General features: G+C 72.6%; 20 protein-coding genes and 4 tRNA genes. 6 read left to right on the plus strand and 18 right to left on the minus strand.

Annotation, left to right across the window (positions count from 1 at the left end; genetic code table 11):
- Positions 1–63: 63 nt before the first annotated feature.
- Together secE and OO48_RS09235 are read right to left on the minus strand one after the other, a co-directional pair.
- A complete protein-coding gene (gene secE, locus OO48_RS09230; protein ID WP_033214079.1) occupies positions 64–432 on the minus strand; it encodes a preprotein translocase subunit SecE in 369 nt (122 codons plus the stop codon).
- A 141-nt stretch (positions 433–573) separates the two neighbouring features.
- Positions 574–646 (minus strand) — tRNA-Trp (locus OO48_RS09235).
- Positions 647–956: 310 nt separating this feature from the next.
- On the opposite strand from OO48_RS09235, the gene OO48_RS09240 reads away from it, so the two are divergent.
- Together OO48_RS09240 and OO48_RS09245 are read left to right on the plus strand one after the other, a co-directional pair.
- On the plus strand, positions 957–2195 hold the full coding sequence (locus OO48_RS09240; RefSeq protein ID WP_033214081.1) for a pyridoxal phosphate-dependent aminotransferase: 1239 nt from the start codon (positions 957–959) through the stop codon (positions 2193–2195).
- A 93-nt stretch (positions 2196–2288) separates the two neighbouring features.
- Positions 2289–3317, plus strand: a complete 1029-nt coding sequence (locus tag OO48_RS09245) for an adenosine deaminase (RefSeq protein WP_033214082.1) — start codon at positions 2289–2291, stop codon at positions 3315–3317.
- On the opposite strand, the gene OO48_RS09250 is transcribed toward OO48_RS09245, so the two are convergent.
- The 10 genes from OO48_RS09250 to OO48_RS09290 form a co-directional block, all read right to left on the minus strand.
- The gene (locus OO48_RS09250; protein ID WP_106970278.1) at positions 3314–3673 is read right to left on the minus strand and encodes a hypothetical protein; all 360 of its coding nucleotides are present in this window, start codon (positions 3671–3673) and stop codon (positions 3314–3316) included. The genes OO48_RS09245 and OO48_RS09250 overlap by 4 nt on opposite strands.
- A gap of 85 nt (positions 3674–3758) precedes the next feature.
- Positions 3759–4796: a UDP-N-acetylmuramate dehydrogenase gene (locus tag OO48_RS09255; protein ID WP_033214118.1), complete on the minus strand. Its 1038-nt coding sequence runs from the start codon at positions 4794–4796 to the stop codon at positions 3759–3761.
- Positions 4797–4878: 82 nt separating this feature from the next.
- On the minus strand, positions 4879–5265 hold the full coding sequence (locus OO48_RS34345) for a putative quinol monooxygenase (protein WP_051731923.1): 387 nt from the start codon (positions 5263–5265) through the stop codon (positions 4879–4881).
- A 36-nt stretch (positions 5266–5301) separates the two neighbouring features.
- Entirely contained in the window at positions 5302–6726 is a 1425-nt protein-coding gene (locus OO48_RS09265) for a DHA2 family efflux MFS transporter permease subunit (protein ID WP_033214084.1), read from the minus strand.
- Between the two features lie 82 nt (positions 6727–6808).
- Positions 6809–7372 (minus strand): TetR/AcrR family transcriptional regulator, encoded by a 564-nt coding sequence (locus OO48_RS09270; protein WP_245194572.1) that lies wholly within the window; start codon positions 7370–7372, stop codon positions 6809–6811.
- 96 nt (positions 7373–7468) lie between these two features.
- Positions 7469–7897 carry a MaoC family dehydratase gene (locus OO48_RS09275; RefSeq protein WP_033214085.1) on the minus strand — a complete coding sequence of 143 codons (429 nt, stop codon included), beginning with the start codon at positions 7895–7897 and terminating at the stop codon, positions 7469–7471.
- Positions 7894–8355 (minus strand): MaoC family dehydratase N-terminal domain-containing protein, encoded by a 462-nt coding sequence (locus tag OO48_RS09280; RefSeq protein ID WP_033214086.1) that lies wholly within the window; start codon positions 8353–8355, stop codon positions 7894–7896. Before OO48_RS09280 ends, OO48_RS09275 begins: the two co-directional genes overlap by 4 nt.
- A 90-nt stretch (positions 8356–8445) precedes the next feature.
- Positions 8446–8610: a 50S ribosomal protein L33 gene (rpmG, locus tag OO48_RS36040; protein WP_006604855.1), complete on the minus strand. Its 165-nt coding sequence runs from the start codon at positions 8608–8610 to the stop codon at positions 8446–8448.
- A gap of 84 nt (positions 8611–8694) precedes the next feature.
- A tRNA-Met gene (locus tag OO48_RS09285) sits at positions 8695–8767 on the minus strand.
- Positions 8768–8809: 42 nt separating this feature from the next.
- A tRNA-Thr gene (locus OO48_RS09290) sits at positions 8810–8882 on the minus strand.
- Positions 8883–9182: 300 nt separating this feature from the next.
- Here OO48_RS09290 and OO48_RS09295 point away from each other — a divergent pair.
- A complete protein-coding gene (locus OO48_RS09295; RefSeq protein ID WP_033214087.1) occupies positions 9183–10436 on the plus strand; it encodes an amidohydrolase family protein in 1254 nt (417 codons plus the stop codon).
- Between the two features lie 99 nt (positions 10437–10535).
- On the opposite strand, the gene OO48_RS09300 is transcribed toward OO48_RS09295, so the two are convergent.
- A tRNA-Tyr gene (locus OO48_RS09300) sits at positions 10536–10616 on the minus strand.
- A 214-nt stretch (positions 10617–10830) separates the two neighbouring features.
- Here OO48_RS09300 and OO48_RS09305 point away from each other — a divergent pair.
- Positions 10831–11319, plus strand: a complete 489-nt coding sequence (locus OO48_RS09305; RefSeq protein WP_033214088.1) for a YajQ family cyclic di-GMP-binding protein — start codon at positions 10831–10833, stop codon at positions 11317–11319.
- Positions 11320–11432: 113 nt separating this feature from the next.
- Here OO48_RS09305 and OO48_RS09310 read toward each other — a convergent pair whose 3' ends face one another.
- Entirely contained in the window at positions 11433–11879 is a 447-nt protein-coding gene (locus OO48_RS09310; protein WP_051731919.1) for a hypothetical protein, read from the minus strand.
- 190 nt (positions 11880–12069) lie between these two features.
- Between OO48_RS09310 and mug the strand changes: the two genes are divergently transcribed.
- The gene (mug, locus tag OO48_RS09315; protein WP_033214090.1) at positions 12070–12657 is read left to right on the plus strand and encodes a G/U mismatch-specific DNA glycosylase; all 588 of its coding nucleotides are present in this window, start codon (positions 12070–12072) and stop codon (positions 12655–12657) included.
- Between the two features lie 79 nt (positions 12658–12736).
- On the plus strand, positions 12737–14113 hold the full coding sequence (locus OO48_RS09320) for a GH1 family beta-glucosidase (RefSeq protein WP_033214093.1): 1377 nt from the start codon (positions 12737–12739) through the stop codon (positions 14111–14113).
- Here OO48_RS09320 and OO48_RS09325 read toward each other — a convergent pair.
- The 4 genes from OO48_RS09325 to OO48_RS09340 all read right to left on the minus strand — a co-directional run.
- The gene (locus OO48_RS09325; RefSeq protein ID WP_245194569.1) at positions 14095–14862 is read right to left on the minus strand and encodes a phosphotransferase; all 768 of its coding nucleotides are present in this window, start codon (positions 14860–14862) and stop codon (positions 14095–14097) included. The genes OO48_RS09320 and OO48_RS09325 overlap by 19 nt on opposite strands.
- A gap of 86 nt (positions 14863–14948) precedes the next feature.
- Positions 14949–15350, minus strand: a complete 402-nt coding sequence (locus OO48_RS09330) for a YccF domain-containing protein (protein ID WP_033214094.1) — start codon at positions 15348–15350, stop codon at positions 14949–14951.
- Positions 15351–15495: 145 nt separating this feature from the next.
- The gene (locus OO48_RS09335; protein ID WP_033214096.1) at positions 15496–15915 is read right to left on the minus strand and encodes an SHOCT domain-containing protein; all 420 of its coding nucleotides are present in this window, start codon (positions 15913–15915) and stop codon (positions 15496–15498) included.
- 121 nt (positions 15916–16036) lie between these two features.
- A partial coding sequence (locus tag OO48_RS09340) for a cytochrome c oxidase subunit I (protein WP_033214123.1) occupies positions 16037–16826 on the minus strand: 790 nt, incomplete at its 5' end.

Here is a 16826-nt window from a genome sequence, read left to right on the forward strand (position 1 = left end):
TCGGGGTGGTGTATGCGGTGCGGGACCTGCGGGGATCCCTGCGGGGTTTTGCCGGATCGGGCGTCAGCCGAAGATCCAGAAGGCACCCTTCGCGAAGACCCAGTCGAGACCGGCGACCAGCAGCATCAGCACGATCACGAAGGTCACCACGACCGTGGTGTACTGGATCAGCTGGTTGCGGGAGGGCCAGACGACCTTGCGGAGCTCGGCGATGATCTGGCGGTAGAAGATCGCGATCCGGGCGAACAGGCCCTTCTTGGCCCGCTTGCCGGACTTCTTGCCGCCCTCGCCCCCGGACGCCCTGTTGGCGCGCCGGCGCTCGCGCCGGGACAGCTTGCCGTCCTCGGTGCCGGTGGTCTCGTCCGCGGCGCCCTCGGCCCCCTCGGGGTTGCCGCTCTCAGGCGTTGCGGTGGAGCCCGTGGTCTCCGTCACTCGTCCTCACCTGAATCCCGGTCCTGCGGAGGTCCGTGCCTGGTGCACGGGCGATCCGGCGAAAGCTGTGCTGGGTGGGGCCCTCTCCGCATCAAGCCCGCTCGCTCTGCGGAGCGAACGGGCTTGGCACGGATCAAGCAGCAGGGCACGAGGGACTCGAACCCCCAACCGCCGGTTTTGGAGACCGGTGCTCTACCAATTGAGCTAGTGCCCTACGGAACCTCGCGGCTCCGGCGCGGCCCCCAACCTACCGCATCCGCCCGGCCGTGTGGTGTATCCGGCCGAAGGATCCGCACTTCGGGAGCCATCGAGCAGTGAGTGTACGGGTTCTTCGCCGATTGGTCGAACCTCATTCACCGAGATCCACATTCGCCGACTTTCGACGCTCTCCGCCCGAGATCCTCCGGCTCCGATCGCCGCCCGCCCGAGATCGTCCGGACGTGCGGTACGGATGCTGGAACCCCGTGGCACGCATGGTGAAACCGCGATGCCCGGCACCCGTGCGGTCTGGGACCATTCAGGGCATGAGCGCATCCACCCCCGAGAACGTCTCCCCCGCCGACCGCCGGGTCTCCGCCCGGGTCGGCGCCATCGCCGAGTCCGCCACCCTCGCCGTCGACGCCAAGGCCAAGGCCCTCAAGGCCGCCGGGCGCCCGGTGATCGGCTTCGGCGCCGGCGAGCCCGACTTCCCGACCCCCGGCTACATCGTGGACGCCGCCGTGGCCGCCTGCCAGGACCCGGCGAACCACCGCTACACCCCGGCCGGCGGCCTGCCGGAGCTGAAGGCCGCGATCGCCGCCAAGACGCTCCGCGACTCCGGCTACCAGGTGGACGCCTCTCAGGTGCTGGTGACCAACGGCGGCAAGCAGGCGATCTACAACGCCTTCGCCGCCATCCTCGACCCGGGCGACGAGGTGATCATCCCGGCGCCGTACTGGACCACCTACCCGGAGGCCGTGAAGCTGGCCGGCGGCGTCCCCGTCGAGGTCGTCTCGGACGAGACCACCGGGTACAAGGTCTCGGTGGAGCAGCTGGAGGCCGCCCGCACCGCCAGCACCAAGGTGGTGCTGTTCGTCTCGCCGTCCAACCCGACCGGCGCGGTGTACACCGAGGCCGAGGCCGAGGCGATCGGCCGCTGGGCGCTGGAGCACGGCCTGTGGGTGCTCACCGACGAGATCTACGAGCACCTGGTCTACGGCGACGCGACCTTCACCTCGCTGCCCGCCCTGCTGCCCGAGCTGGCCGACAAGTGCGTCGTGGTCAACGGCGTGGCCAAGACCTACGCGATGACCGGCTGGCGGGTGGGCTGGCTGATCGGCCCGAAGGACGTCGTCAACGCGGCCGCCAACCTGCAGTCGCACGCCACCTCGAACGTCTCCAACGTGGCCCAGCGCGCGGCGCTGGCCGCCGTGGCCGGCGACCTGTCCGCGGTGGACGAGATGAAGACCGCGTTCGACCGCCGCCGCCGCACCATCGTGGCGATGCTGAACGAGATCGAGGGCGTCTACTGCCCCGAGCCGGAGGGCGCGTTCTACGCCTACCCGTCGGTCAAGGGCCTGCTGGGCAAGGAGATCCGCGGCAAGCGCCCGCAGACCTCCGCCGAGCTGGCCGCGCTGATCCTGGACGAGGCCGAGGTCGCGGTCGTCCCCGGCGAGGCCTTCGGCACCCCCGGCTACCTGCGGCTGTCCTACGCGCTCGGCGACACCGACCTGGTCGAGGGCGTCAGCCGGCTGCAGAAGCTGCTCGGCGAGGCCCGCGACTGACCTCCCGTCAGCACCGTCCCCCGCACCTCACCCCTTCGGGCGAGGCGCGGGGGGCGGTTCCTGTTTCCGGGTGTTTTGCGGCAGGATCGGTGAATGGATCGCCTGCGTGATGTCCGGAGCCTGCCGAAGGCCCACCTGCACCTGCACTTCACCGGTTCGATGCGCCCCGCGACGCTGCTCGAACTCGCCGACAAGCACGGCATCCGGCTGCCCGAGGCGCTCAGTTCCGAGCACCCGCCCAAGCTCCGGGCCACCGACGAGCGCGGCTGGTTCCGCTTCCAGCGGCTCTACGACACCGCCCGCTCCTGCCTGCGCGACGAGTCCGACATCCGCCGGCTGGTCCTGGAGACCGCCGAGGACGAGCGCGCCGACGGCTCCCGCTGGCTGGAGATCCAGGTCGACCCGACCTCGTACGCGCCGCTGCTCGGCGGCCTGATCCCGACCCTCGAACTGGTCCTGGACGCCGTCCGGGAGGCTTCCGAGGCCACCGGCGTCGGCATCCGGGTGCTGGTCGCCGCGAACCGGATGAAGTCCCCGATGGACGCCCGGACGCTGGCCCGGCTCGCCGTCCGCTACGCCGACCGGGGCGTGATCGGCTTCGGCCTCTCCAACGACGAGCGCCGCGGCCTGGCCCGCGACTTCGACCGCGCCTTCGCCATCGCCCGGAACGGCGGCCTGATCGCCGCCCCGCACGGCGGCGAGCTCGCCGGGCCCGAGTCCGTCCGCGACTGCCTGGACGACCTGGGCGCCGCCCGGATCGGCCACGGCGTGCGCGCCGCCGAGGACCCGCGACTGCTCCAGCGCCTGGCCGACCGGCAGGTCACCTGCGAGGTCTGCCCCGCCTCCAACGTCGCCCTCGGCGTCTACGACAGCCCCGAGCAGGTGCCGCTGCGCACCCTCTTCGAGGCCGGCGTCCCGCTCGCCCTGGGCGCCGACGACCCGCTGCTGTTCGGCTCCCGGCTGGCCGACCAGTACGCCCTGGCCCGCGAGTCGCACGGCTTCACCGACGCCGAGCTGGCCGAGCTCGCCCGCCAGTCGGTCCGCTCCTCTCGGGCCCCCGAGCACGTGGTGAAGGAACTGCTGGGCGAGATCGACACCTGGCTGGTGGAGGAGCCGGTCTAGACCCTCCGGCGGGCGAGGGCGGCGGTCGCCCCGGCGAGGGCGCCGCTCACGGCCAGGGTGCCGACCAGGACCGTGGCGACCCCGACCACGTACAGCCCGTCGCCCTCGCCGGACCAGTCCACCCAGGCGGCGGCGGCCAGGCCCGCCGCGCTGCCCGCCACCGCGGCGGACACCTCGCCCCGGTGGGCGGACCGGCAGACCGCCGCGCCGACCGTCACGACCAGGCCGAGCACCTGCCACGCCTCGTACGGTCCGGAGACCGTGCCGTCCGGGAGCACGTCCTTCTCCCCGTCCCAGCCCAGCCAGGCGGCCCAGGCCAGCAGGGCGGTCAGCAGCGGGAGCACCTGCTCGAACATCCGTCTCATGCGCACAGCGCCCCGTGCGGCGGGCGGCGCCCGACAGCGTCCGGGTACTCGGCCGGCGGCTGAGTACCCGGACGGTTCAGAGGCTGACGCCCACCATCACCGGTTCGTTCACCAGCTCCACCCCGAACGCCTCGCGCACCCCGTCGCGCACCTCGCGGGCCAGCGCGAGCAGGTCCTCGGTGGTCGCCGAGCCGCGGTTGGTGAGGGCGAGGGTGTGCTTGGTGGAGAGCGTCGCCGGGCCGCTGCCGTGGCCCTTGCGGAAGCCCGCGTTGTCGATCAGCCAGGCCGCGGAGGTCTTGGTCCGGCCCTCGCCCGCCGGGTAGGCCGGCGCCCGCAGGTCGCCCAACCTGGCGGTGAACGCGGCGAACTGATCGTCCGTCAGGATCGGGTTGGTGAAGAACGACCCCGCCGACCAGGTGTCGTGGTCGGCCTCGTCCAGCACCATGCCCTTGCCCGCGCGCAGCCGCAGCACCTCGGCGTGGGCGTCGCCCAGCTTCACCCGCTGCCCCGCCTCGACGCCCATCGCCCGGGCCGCCTCGGCGTACTTCACCGGCGAGGACAGCCCGCCCTCGTCCGCGAGCCGGAACCGCACCCGCAGCACCACGTACCGGTCCGGGTCCGCCTTGAAGCGGCTGTGCCGGTAGGAGAAGGCGCACTCCTCGTTGGACAGCGTGACGCTCTCGCCGAGCAGGCGGTCGTACGCGACCACCTCGGTGATGCTCTCGGCGACCTCCTGGCCGTACGCGCCGACGTTCTGCACCGGCGTGGCGCCGGCCGAGCCGGGGATCCCGGCCAGGAACTCGATCCCGGCCAGGCCGGCGGCGACGGTGCGGGCCACCGCGTCCGACCAGACCTCGCCGGCCGCGAGCTCCAGCAGCGTCCCGTCCAGGGCGAAGCCCTCGGTGGCGATCCGCAGCACCGTCCCGGGGAAGCCGGCGTCCCCGATCACCAGGTTCGACCCGCCGCCCAGCACCAGCAGCGGCTCCCCCGCCGCGTCCGCCGCGCGCACCGCGGCCACCACCTCGGCGTCCGTCTGCGCCGTCACCAGCCGCCGCGCCGGGCCGCCCAACCGCAGCGTCGTCAACGGGGCCAGCGGCGCGTCCATCTCCTCGATCACCGCCCCAGCGTAAGGCAGGGCAGGACGGCGGGAGCGCGGCCGGGGCCCGGGCCCCGGCCGCGCTCCCGCCGTCGCCGCCTCACCCGTCCGCGGCGAGCCGCAGGCGCGTCTCGGTCCAGGTGGGCTCCGCCGCCGTCTCCGCGTCCCAGGTGCTGAACCGGGAGTGGGCCATGACCGGGCGGAGGGAGGTCATCGCGCGCCGGTGGGTCTCGGAGCCGACGAACGCGGCGAGCGCCTCGCGGTCGCTCCAACTGGAGAGCACCCAGAAGGTGCGCCGCAGCGGTTCGGCCCGCAGGGTGACGCCGAGCGCGCCGGGGGCGCGGCGGGCCTGGGCGCGGACCTTCAGGGACTGCCGCAGGAAGCCGGGGACGTGCCGCAGTCCGCGGACGCGGAGTTCGGCGGCCATCACCACGGGCCGGGCGGGCGGCCGCGGCGCGGCGGGGCCGGGGCTCCAGGGGAGTGTCATGGCGAGCACGGTGGGTTCCTCCTCGTCGGCGGGTGGTCAGGACTTGTCGGCCAGGACGGCTTCCGGGCGGCCCGCGGTGACCGTCCGGGCGGCCCGCATGCCGTGCCGGCGCGGGACGACCGCCGCGGCGACCGCGCCGCACCCGATCGCGAGGGCGCCGACGAGGAGCGCGGGGACCAGCCCGTCGGTGAAGGCGTCGGCGCTGCCGTAGCCGCCCTGCGCGGAGAAGACCGCGGACAGCACGGCGACCCCGAGGGCGCCGCCGACCTCGCGCATGGCGTTGTTCGCGCCGGAGGCGATGCCCTGTTCGGCGGGGCGGACGCTGGCCATCACCAGGTTGGCGGTGGGCGCGAAGTACAGGGACATCCCGATGCCGCAGACCATCAGGACGGGGATCTGCGCCCCGTACCCGGCGGAGTCCTCGGCGAGCAGGGCGATCCCGACCAGGCCGAGGGCCTGCAGGGCGAGTCCGGTGACGACGATGGGGTGGCCGCCGATCCGGTCGGTGAGGATTCCGGCGATCGGGGCGACCAGCAGCGGCATGGCGGTCCACGGGAGCATCCGGACGCCGGCCTGTTCGGCGGTGTAGTCGTTGACGCCCTGGAAGTACTGGCTGATCAGGAAGATCGAGCCGAACATGCCGAGGAACATCAGCAGGCTGGCTCCGTTGACGGCGCTGAACGCCCGGTTGCGGAACAGCCGCATCGGCAGCATCGGCCGCTTCGCGAAGCGGATCTCGTAGCCGACGAAGGCGGCCAGCAGCAGGGTGCCGCCGACCAGCGCGGTGAGGACCAGCGGGTCGGTCCAGCCGTCGGGGTTGCCGCGGACCAGGCCGAGGACGACGCCGAACAGTCCGGCGCTGACCAGCGCGGTGCCGACGAGGTCGAGGCGGGGCTCCTCGCCGCGGCTCTCGCCGAGCACGGCGCGGGCGAGCGGCAGCAGGACCAGGCCGACCGGGACGTTCACCCAGAAGATCCACTGCCAGGAGAAGTGCTCGGTGAGGCTGCCGCCGATCAGCGGCCCGGTGGCGACGGCCAGCCCGCTGACGCCGGACCAGATGCCGAACGCCATTCCGCGCCTGGCGGCGGGCACCGCGACGGTGAGCAGGGTCAGGGTGAGCGGCACCATCACCGCCGCGCCGGCGCCCTGGACGGCGCGGGCGGCGATCAGCGTCCCCATGTCCGGGGCGAGCGCGGCGGACGCCGAGCCGAGGGTGAAGACGGCGAGTCCGCCGAGGAACATCCGGCGGCGGCCGAAGCGGTCGCCGAGGGCCGCGCCGAACATCAGCAGGACGGCGAAGGTCAGGGTGTACGCGCTGACCGTCCACTCCAGGTCGGCGAGCGCGCCGCCCAGGTCGGCGCGGATCGCGGGCAGTGCGGTGGTGACCACCAGGTTGTCGAGTCCGGCCATGAAACTGGCCGTGCTGACGACCACCAGGGTCCAGACGGCTTGCCTGTTCATCTGCTCTTCCCCCAAGGATTGTGATTGATCAATAACTTTCGAGGGCCGAAAAAAGGGCGCCCGCCACCGTCGGCGGAGCGCCTCAGCCCTCCCCGGCCTGCTTCCGCTTCCCGCTGAGCTCCACGAACGCCGACCAGAGCCCGTGCTCGAACGGGTACCCCAGCGCGACCAGGGTGTTGATCAGCATTCCGTGCGCCATGAACTCGGCCGCCGCGGTCCGGTCCCCGATCCGCTCCTCGATCCGCTCGAACAGCCGCGACCAGCCCGCCCGCGCCATCTCGCCGATCTCGACGTCCCCGACCGACTCCGCCGCGAACACCGAGACGTAGATCTGCATCTGCATCATGACCTGCTCGCGGTCCTCGACCAGGCCGAGGTACGCCTCGCCCATCGCGTCGCACGCGGCCTCCCCCGTCAGACCTTCCGACGCGCGGTCGAAGGCCCGCCAGGTCTCCTCGATGCAGTGCTCGGCCGCCGCCTCGAAGATCGCCTGCTTGTTGGGGAAGAGCCGGAACAGGTACGGCTGCGAGACGCCCACCCGGCGGGCGATCGCCTCGGTGGACGTTCCCCGGTAGCCGCCCCGGGCGAACTCCACCACGGCCGCCCGGACGACGCTCTCGCGCCGCTCCTCGGCGGACATCCGCATGCTGTTCCTGGCCACACCCACAGATTAGTGATTGGCCAATAACTTCGCAAGCCCCCGGGAGGGGGCCCCGCCGTCCGGGACCCCGCCGGGAGCGCGTCAGGCCAGCCGGACGACGGCCCGGGCCATGCCGAGCACCTTCTGCCCCGCGCTGGTGGCGGTGAGGTCGACCCGGACCCGGTTGTCCTCCAGCAGCGCCGCGACCTTCGCGGTGACCTCGATCGTCGCGCCCGCACCGTCGTTGGGGACGACCACCGGCTTGGTGAACCGGACGCCGTACTCGACGACCGCGGCCGGGTCGCCGACCCAGTCGGTCACCACCCGGGCGGCCTCGGCCATGGTGAACATGCCGTGCGCGATCACGTCCGGGAGGCCGACCTCCAGGGCGAACTTCTCGTTCCAGTGGATCGGGTTGAAGTCCCCGGAGGCACCGGCGTACTGCACCAGCGTCGCCCGGGTCACCGGGAACGACCGTGCCGGCAGCTCGGTGCCGACCTGGACCTCGTCGAAGCGGACCGCCACGGTCACTCCTCCCCCGCCTCGTCGGCGGCGCGCGCCACCAGCGTCATGATCGACGTCACCACGTGCTCGCCGCCGGCGTCGTCGACCTCGCCGCGGACGGTCAGCACGTCGTTGCCCGCCAGCGACTTGATCGCGTCGATCGAGACGGTGACGGAGAGCCGGTCGCCGGCCCGCACCGGACGGGTGTAGGCGAACTTCTGGTCGCCGTGCACGACCCGGCTGTAGTCGAGGCCCAGCTCGGGGTCGTTGACGACCTGCGCGGCGGCCCGGAAGCTCAGCGTGAACGGGAAGGTCGGCGGGGCGACGACGTCCGGGTGGCCCAGCGCCTTGGCGGCCTCGGCGTCGGTGTACGCCGGGTTCGCGTCACCGATCGCGGCGGCGAACTCGCGGATCTTCTCCCGGCCCACCTCGTACGGTTCGGTGGGCGGGTAGGTCCGCCCGATGAACGAGGGGTCGAGTGGCATGGTGCAACTCCTCTGGTACGTCCGGTGCGGCATGCAGAAACGACTCCAGGCCGCGCCCCGAGTGGGGTGCGGCCTGGAGTCGAGGCAAAGTCAGCGGGTTTCGCGGTGCGCCGTGTGAGAGTTGCAACGCGGGCAGTGCTTCTTCATCTCAAGACGGTCCGGGTCGTTACGCCGGTTCTTCTTGGTGATGTAGTTCCGCTCCTTGCACTCCACGCAGGCCAGCGTGATCTTCGGGCGGACATCGGTGGCAGCCACGGGAGTGCCTTCCTTGGACAATGAATGAGAACACAGACAAGAGTAGCCGATCGGGAGTAGTCCCCCCCGATCGACTACGCGGGGTAGCGGTGACCGGACTTGAACCGGTGACACAGCGATTATGAGCCGCTTGCTCTACCAACTGAGCTACACCGCTTTGATGATCGAAACCCCGCCGGAGCGAGGAGCCTCTCACCAGAGCCCCCATGCGGAATCGAACCGCAGACCTTCTCCTTACCATGGAGACGCTCTACCGACTGAGCTATAGGGGCGAACGAGGAAGAGATTACACGGTTCCGGGCCAGAGGTGAAATCCGTATCCGCGCCGGATCTCCGCAGGTCGGCGGGCCCGCACTGACGCGGCGTCACCCGACACCAGTTCGGCCGGCGCCGCAACCCGGACCCGCCCGACACGGCAGGGCGCCCCGCATCCGACCGTCCCGCCCGCCCGCGGCCTAGGCTCGACCGTCAGTGATCTCTCAAGTGACCTCTTCACGGGTGCGCCGCAGGTCGGCCGCCCCGTACCGGCCCCGGAGCCGCCGGGCGGTCAACGGAGCTGGAGGAGCGGGCCGATGAGCGAACCCGGCGAGGGCGCCCAGCCGCCGCTGCCCGCCAACCCGCTCGGGCACGGGCCGGTGCTGCTGCTCACCGGCGCCCGGCTGCTGGACGGGCGGGTGGTGGACGTCCGGATCAGCGGCGACCGGATCCAGGCCGTCGGCACGGTCGGCAGCCTCGGACCGCTGCCCGCGATGCCCGGGCAGCCCACCGTCACCACCGGCGCCCGGATCGACCTGTCCGGCTACCTGCTGCTGCCCGCCCCCGCCGAACCGCACGGGCACCACGACAGCGCGTTCTCCGCGGCCCTGCCCGAACCCGCCGGCGACGGCCCGGCCGAGCTGGTCCGCCGGGCCACCGAGTCCGCGCTGACCTCGCTCGGCTACGGGGCCACCGCCCAGCGCACCCACGTCCGGATCGGCGACGTGCACGGGCTGGGCCGACTGGAGGCCGTCCTCACCGCCCGCCAGTCGCTGCGCGGGCTGGCCGAGCTGCAGGCGGTCGCGATGCCCCGGCTGCTCACCGGCCGGGCCGGGGCGGACGGGCGGGCCCTGCTGCGGGACGCGCTCAAGCTCGGCGCGGACGCGGCGGGCGGCTGTCCCGACCTCGACCCGGACCCGGTCGGCTACGTGCACGTCCTGCTGGAGGCCGCGGCCGACGCCGACTGCCCCGTCGACCTGCACACCAACGCCGCCGACCAGGCCCAACTCGCCCGGGTGGTCGCCGCGCTGGCCCCGCACCGGCCCCGGGTGGCGCTCGGCCCGTGCAGCGCGCTGCCGCCCGGCGGCGCCGGCGTGCTGGCCCACGCCGGCATCCGGGTGGTCTGCCTCCCGCAGAACGGCGGCTGCACCGGCCTCGAAGGCCACCCGATCGGCCTGCGCCCTTCCCTGGTACGGGAGTTCGCGCACGCCCGGGTCGCCCTCACGGCCGGCAGCGGCGCCCTCCGCGACGCCTCCAACCCGGTCGGCCGGGCCGACCCCCTCGACGCCGCCCGCCTGCTCGCCGCGAGCGGCGCCCTCTCCCCCGAAGCCGCCTACGACGCCGTCTCCGCCCAGGCCCGCGCCACCCTCGGCCTCCCCCCCGTCCGGGTCGACGCCGGCTTCCCCGCCGAACTCCTCGCCGTCCGCGGCGACAGCCTCACCGGCGCCCTCTCCGGCGGCCACTCCCGCCTGGTCGTCCACTGCGGCCGCATCGTCTCCCGCACCAGCGCCGTCCGCGAATTCGCCGACACCGTCACCCTGGCCCTCCCCCGCCAGAACCACCCGGGCTGAGCCTCCCGGCCGCCGCCCCGGCCGGTCCCGGCCGGCCGACGACAACGAAGAAGCCCCCGGGCTGCGTCTCCGCAGCCCGGGGGCTTCTCCACGATCCAGTGGCGGGTGCAGGGTTCGAACCTGCGTAGCTTGCGCGACAGATTTACAGTCTGCTCCCTTTGGCCGCTCGGGCAACCCGCCAGGGATGGTGTCTCGCGAGGTGGTGCCCCGTTCGACGTCGTAAACGATACCTGATGTCGGGGGGTGGTTCGCCACCCGGTTACGTCACGTCGTGATCAAGGTCCGCGCGCGGCCGTTGCGGGCGGGGGCGCGGGGTGCTGGATAGGCTGGGGCGTCGCCCGCCGGTGGCGGGTGGCGCGACCGTGCAGCCTGTAGTGCAAGGAGACCAACACCCATGGCCGACTCCAGTTTCGACATCGTCTCGAAGGTCGAGTGGCAGGAGGTCGACAACGCGATCAACCAGACCTCCCGCGAGATCGCCACCCGGTTCGACTTCAAGAACGTGGGTGCCGAGATCAAGCGGTCCGGCGAGAAGATCGAGATGAAGGCCAACGGCGAGGAGCGGGTCCGGGCGATCCTGGACGTGCTGCAGACCAAGTTCGTCAAGCGCGGGCTGTCGCTGAAGGCGCTGGACGCGGCGGAGCCGCAGCTGTCCGGCAAGGAGTACAAGATCTTCGCCGACATCAAGGAAGGCATCACCACCGACGACGCCAAGAAGGTCGCGAAGATCATCCGCGACGAGGGCCCCAAGGGCGTCAAGGCGCAGGTCCAGGGCGACGAGCTGCGGGTCAGCTCGAAGTCGCGGGACGACCTGCAGGCCGTGCAGGCACTGCTCAAGGGCAAGGACCTGGACTTCGCGATCCAGTTCGTCAACTACCGCTGAGCGGCGGGGACGCGAGTCCCGGCACCAGGGAGGGCGCACCGGCGACGGCGCGCCCTCCCGGCGTTCACCGGGCCACCGGTCCTCCTCGCCACCGCGCACCGGCTCGCCGGCGGTCAGGCCCCGGCGGGCCCGGCGGGGGTGCGGCGGTACGCGTCGACGGCGGCGGTGACGGCCGGGGTGGTCGCGTCGGTGGTGCCGAGGGCGCGCAGGACGTCGGCGAGCGGGGTGCCGTCGGCGGGGGCGAGCGGGCCGAGGGTGGGCCGGCCGTCGTACCAGAGCGCGGCGCGGCGGCCGGCGGGGTGTTCGTCGTCGGCCTCGACGTAGGCGATCGGGGCGGACTTGGACCAGCCGGCGATGCGCAGGGCGAATCCGGAGGGGAACCGCTTGAACCCGAAGTCCGGCGCGTTGGAGGGGTGTTGGAGCGCGTCGTGGAGTTCGTCGGTCATCGGCACCAGCGCGAGGCCGTGCGGCAGCGGTGCGGAGCGCGCGAGCGGGACTTCGGCCGTCACCACGGCGATCAGCTCTTCGGCGGCGATCAGCGCGTTCAGTTCGTATGGCACCGCTCCATTCTCCGCCCGGGAAGTCATCAGGTCAGGAAAACAATCGAACTGACTATCCATCCGATATGCCGGACATCGCACGCGCCTGCTCCGACCTGCCGGAACGGCCCTCCGGAGCCATGACCCCGAAAACGGTTCGTGGGCGCTTGTCGACGTTCGCGCGCCCGCCCGGTGGGGCAGAGTGGGTGGGGTGACCCGTACCCCGCCGCAGCGCCCGGCCACCGGCGCCAAGCCCACGCCCGAAGAGCTCGCCGCCGCCGAGGGCACCACCATCGAGGACGTGGCCGCGCCCGGCCTGCGGGTGCTGTTCTGCGGGATCAATCCGGGCCTCTGGTCGGGCGCCACCGGGCAGCACTTCGCCCGGCCGGGCAACCGGTTCTGGCCCGCCCTGCACCGGTCCGGCTTCACGCCCCGGCAGTTGCGGCCGGCCGAGCAGCGGGAGCTGATCGCGCTGGGGCTGGGGATCACCAACGTGGTGGCCCGGACCACGGCGAAGGCGGCCGAGCTGACCGCCGAGGAGTACCTGGAGGGCGGTCGGGCGCTGGAGGCGCGGGTGCGGCGGCTGCGGCCGCGGGTGCTGGCGGTGCTGGGGATCGGGGCGTACCGGGCGGCGTTCGGCCGGCCGCGGGCGACGGTCGGACCGCAGCCGGAGCCGATCGGCGACACCGAGGTGTGGCTGCTGCCGAACCCGAGCGGACTGAACGCGCACTACACGCTGGACGGGCTCGCGGCCGAGTTCCGGACGCTGCGCGAGCACCTGGAGCGCCAGGACCAGTAAGGCAATCGTTTAGTCAAAAGTAGAATCGTGAGGATATAGAAGCTGTTCAACACCGCTTGATGCGGTTGAGAATCGGACCATGGCCGAACTCTCCTTCCCGCCCGGTTTCGTCTTCGGCGCCGGCACCGCCGCCTTCCAGATCGAGGGCGCCACCCGCGCCGACGGCCGCGGCCCGTCCATCTGGGACACCTTCTGCGCCGAACCGGGGCGCGTCGAGGGCGGCGACACCGGCGAGCCGGCCTGCGAGCACTACCGGCGCTGGCCGCAGGACGTCGAGCTGCTGCGGCGGCTGGGCGTCGACTCGTACCGCTTCTCGGTGTCCTGGCCGCGGGTGCTGCCGGAGGGCGGCGGGGCGGTCAACCGGGCCGGGCTGGACTTCTACTCGCGCTTGGTGGACGGGCTGCTGGCGGCCGGGATCGAGCCGGCCGTGACGCTCTACCACTGGGACCTGCCGCAGGCGCTGGAGGACGGCGGCGGCTGGCGGAGCCGGGAGACGGCGCACCGCTTCGCGGAGTACGCGGCGGTGGTGGCGGAGGCGCTGGCGGACCGGGTGCCGCGCTGGACCACCCTCAACGAGCCCTGGTGCAGCGCCTTCCTGGGCTACGGCAACGGCGTGCACGCCCCGGGGGTGCGCTCCGGGACGCCGGCCCTGGCCGCCGCCCACCACCTGCTGCTCGGGCACGGCCTGGCGATGGACGCGCTGCGCGCGGCCGGCGTCCGGGAGGCGGGGATCACCCTCAACCTCGACCAGGTGTACCCCGCCGCCCCCGAGGACGGGCCCGCCGCGCTGCGCGCCCGCACCCAGCGCAACCTGGTGTGGACGGAGCCGCTGCTGCGCGGGCGCTACCCGGCCTCCGAGTCGGACACCTGGGGCGAGCTGATCGAGCGCCAGGACTTCCGCCGCGACGGCGACCTGGCGGTGATCTCCGCGCCGCTGGACTTCCTGGGCGTGAACTACTACACCCCGGCGACCGTCCGCACGGCCCCGCACCGGGAGCCCGACCCGGCCCGGCGGGACGCCACCGACAACCGCTTCGCGCACGTCCGCGACCCGCACGCCCGGCACACCGCGATGGACTGGGCGGTCGCCCCGGACACCCTGCGCGACCTGCTGGTCGGCCTGCGCGACGAGTACGGCGCGGCGCTGCCGCCGCTGTTCGTCACCGAGAACGGCTCCGCCGAGGACGACTCCCCCGGCCCGGACGGGGTGGTGCGCGACACCGACCGGATCGCCTACCTGGACGGCCACCTGCGGGCGGTGGCGGCGGCGGTGGCGGCGGGGGTGGACGTGCGCGGCTACTACGTCTGGTCGCTGCTGGACAACTTCGAGTGGACGTACGGCTACGGCAAGCGCTTCGGCGTCGTCCACGTCGACTACGCCACCCAGCGGCGCACCCCGAAGGCCTCGTACCACTGGTACCGGGAGCTGATCTCCCGTCAGCCGTCCAGGAGTTGAGCCTCGAACCGGGCGCGTTCGCGCACCACGTACGCCGCGTCGGAGAGGTACATCAGGTGATGCCCGTCGGCCAGGTGCGAGGCGAACGCGGCGCTCCCGGCGGCGGCCTCGGCCCGCATGTGCGCCACCAGGGCGTGCAGCCGGGCCTCGATCGTGTCGACCAGGCCCGCCCGGTCGGCCCGGCCGAGACCGTAGGCGTCGCAGAACTCCCGTACGCGGACGGCCTGTTCGTCGGGGGTGCCGAAGCCGTCGGCGTTGCCGGGGGCGGTGGTGGGCGCCCAGCGGTAGGCGGCGTAGGCGACGTCCCACAGCCGGGGGCCGGGGTGGGCGGTGTCGAAGTCGATGACGCCGACCACCCGTTCGCCGTCCAGCACGCAGTTGTGCGGGGCGTAGTCGCCGTGGCAGACCACCTCGGCGGGCTCGCGGGCGGGCAGCATCCAGCCCTCGGCGGTGTAGCCCGCCGTGGCGTCGTGGTACTCGCGCAGCAGGCGCGCCGCGTCGAGCAGCGCGGTGCGGGAGGCGGCGGCCGGGGTCGGCGGGTAGTCGGAGACCTCGCCGGGCAGGAAGTCCAGCACCTCCCGGCCGTCCTCGGCCAGGCCGTGGAACCGCGGCCCCGCCGTGAACCCGGCCGCCCGCACGTGCGCCAGCAGCCCGTGCACGGCCGGCGACCACGGCCCGGTCGGCCGCAGCACCCGGTCGCCGCGCCGCTCCACCCGGTTGACCCCGCCGGCCATGATCTCGCCGTCCACCCGCACCCCTCCCCGACGCCCGGACAGGACCGGACAGTCGTACCCCGGCCCCGGGCCCGGCCGCGAGCGGTTTTCGAGCGGCCCGGTCAGCGGCTGCCGAAGCCCTGGTCGGTGGAGACCACCTCGCGGCCCAGCGGCATCAGCGAGATCGGCACCATCTTCAGGTTCGCCCAGCCGAACGGGATCCCGATGATCGACACGAACAGCGGGATGCTGGTGACGATGTGCGCCAGCGCCAGCCACCAGCCCGCGAACACCAGCCAGATCACGTTGCCCGCGCAGGACGGGGCGCCCGCGTCGGCCCGCACCACGGTGGTGCGGCCGAACGGCCAGAGCATGAACCCCGCGAGGCGGAAGGACGCGATGCCGAACGGGATGGTGACGATCAGGACGAAGCAGACGATCCCGGCGATCGCGTAGCCGATCGCCATCCACAGGCCGCAGAACAGCAGCCAGATGACGTTGAGCAGGAAGTTGATCAGCTTCATGCCTCCCAGGCTCGCACACGGGGGGCGGGAGCGGCAGGTGGTGGCGCGACTCCGTGGCAGGGGTGTGACGGTGGCGGGCCGAGGGCCGGGGACGGTGAGGGGCCCGCCGCACGGGCGGGCCCCTCACCGTTGCGCCGAACGGGTGTCAGGCGAGCAGCTTGTCCTTGGCCCGCCGGTACTCGTCCTCGGAGAGCGCGCCGCTGTTCTTGAGCTCGGCCAGCCTCGCCAGGTCCTCCACGTGTCCGGTGGAACCGCCGCCGCCGGCGGGGGCGGCGCCTCCGGTGCCCGCCGCCCTGCGGACGTAGTCCTGGAACGCCGCGTCGGCCTTCCTGGCCTGTTCCGCGTCCCGCTGGTGCATGGAGCCGCCGCGGGCGATCAGGTAGACCAGTACGCCCAGGAAGGGCAGCAGGATCACGAAGATCGTCCAGCCGGCCTTGCCCCAGCCGCCCATGTCCTCGCTGCGGAAGATGTCGGTGATGATCTTGAACAGCAGGAAGAACCAGAGGATCCAGAGGAACAGCTCCAGCATCGTCCAGAAGATGTTGAGCAGCGGATAGTTGTCCATGACGCTCCGATCCCGCGCACAGTCAGACGGAACGTCCCCGCGCCTCGAACGGCGCAGGGACGAAACGATTCGTACCACCGCGAAACGGACGGCGCATGTCGGGTGCGGCGCGGGTGCGGCGTCAGTGCGGGTCGGGCAGCGGGCGGTCGTTCTGCAGCCGGTCGAACTCGGCGACGTCGGGGTGGTGCAGGTCGAAGGCCGGGGACTCGGAGCGGACCCTCGGCAGGGTGGTGAAGTTGTGCCGGGGCGGTGGGCAGGAGGTGGCCCACTCCAGCGAGCGGCCGTAGCCCCACGGGTCGTCGACGCCGACCTTGGGCGCGTACTTGGCGGTCTTCCAGACGTTGTAGAGGAACGGCGGGGTGGAGAGGCCGAGCAGGAAGGAGCCGATGGTGGAGACGGTGTTCAGCGTGGTGAAGCCGTCCGAGGCGAGGTAGTCGGCGTAGCGGCGCGGCATGCCCTCGGCGCCCAGCCAGTGCTGCACCAGGAAGGTGGTGTGGAAGCCGACGAACAGCGTCCAGAAGTGGATCTTGCCGAGGCGCTCGTCCAGCATCCGCCCGGTCATCTTCGGCCACCAGAAGTAGAAGCCCGCGAACATCGCGAACACCACCGTCCCGAACACCACGTAGTGGAAGTGCGCGACGACGAAGTACGAGTCCGAGACGTGGAAGTCGATCGGCGGCGAGGCCAGCAGCACGCCGGTCAGGCCGCCGAACAGGAAGGTCACCAGGAAGCCGATCGACCACAGCATCGGCGTCTCGAAGGAGAGCGAGCCGCGCCACATGGTGCCGACCCAGTTGAAGAACTTCACGCCCGTCGGCACCGCGATCAGGAAGGTCATGAACGAGAAGAACGGCAGCAGCACCTGCCCGGTGACGAACATGTGGTGCGCCCAGACGGTGACCGACAGGCCC

Source organism: Kitasatospora phosalacinea (genome assembly GCF_000716545.1).
GTDB lineage: Bacteria > Actinomycetota > Actinomycetes > Streptomycetales > Streptomycetaceae > Kitasatospora > Kitasatospora phosalacinea.

Coding starts and splice junctions, on each gene's coding strand:
- OO48_RS09250 (WP_106970278.1), bottom strand. CDS start 3,673: ATGTTCGAGCAGGTGCTCCCGCTGCTGACCGCCCTGCTGGCCTGGGCC.
- OO48_RS09295 (WP_033214087.1), top strand. CDS start 9,183: ATGAGCGAACCCGGCGAGGGCGCCCAGCCGCCGCTGCCCGCCAACCCG.
- OO48_RS09240 (WP_033214081.1), top strand. CDS start 957: ATGAGCGCATCCACCCCCGAGAACGTCTCCCCCGCCGACCGCCGGGTC.
- OO48_RS09245 (WP_033214082.1), top strand. CDS start 2,289: ATGGATCGCCTGCGTGATGTCCGGAGCCTGCCGAAGGCCCACCTGCAC.
- OO48_RS34345 (WP_051731923.1), bottom strand. CDS start 5,265: ATGACACTCCCCTGGAGCCCCGGCCCCGCCGCGCCGCGGCCGCCCGCC.
- OO48_RS09265 (WP_033214084.1), bottom strand. CDS start 6,726: ATGAACAGGCAAGCCGTCTGGACCCTGGTGGTCGTCAGCACGGCCAGT.
- OO48_RS09335 (WP_033214096.1), bottom strand. CDS start 15,915: ATGGACAACTATCCGCTGCTCAACATCTTCTGGACGATGCTGGAGCTG.
- OO48_RS09280 (WP_033214086.1), bottom strand. CDS start 8,355: ATGCCACTCGACCCCTCGTTCATCGGGCGGACCTACCCGCCCACCGAA.
- OO48_RS09305 (WP_033214088.1), top strand. CDS start 10,831: ATGGCCGACTCCAGTTTCGACATCGTCTCGAAGGTCGAGTGGCAGGAG.
- OO48_RS09330 (WP_033214094.1), bottom strand. CDS start 15,350: ATGAAGCTGATCAACTTCCTGCTCAACGTCATCTGGCTGCTGTTCTGC.
- OO48_RS09270 (WP_245194572.1), bottom strand. CDS start 7,372: ATGCGGATGTCCGCCGAGGAGCGGCGCGAGAGCGTCGTCCGGGCGGCC.
- OO48_RS09320 (WP_033214093.1), top strand. CDS start 12,737: ATGGCCGAACTCTCCTTCCCGCCCGGTTTCGTCTTCGGCGCCGGCACC.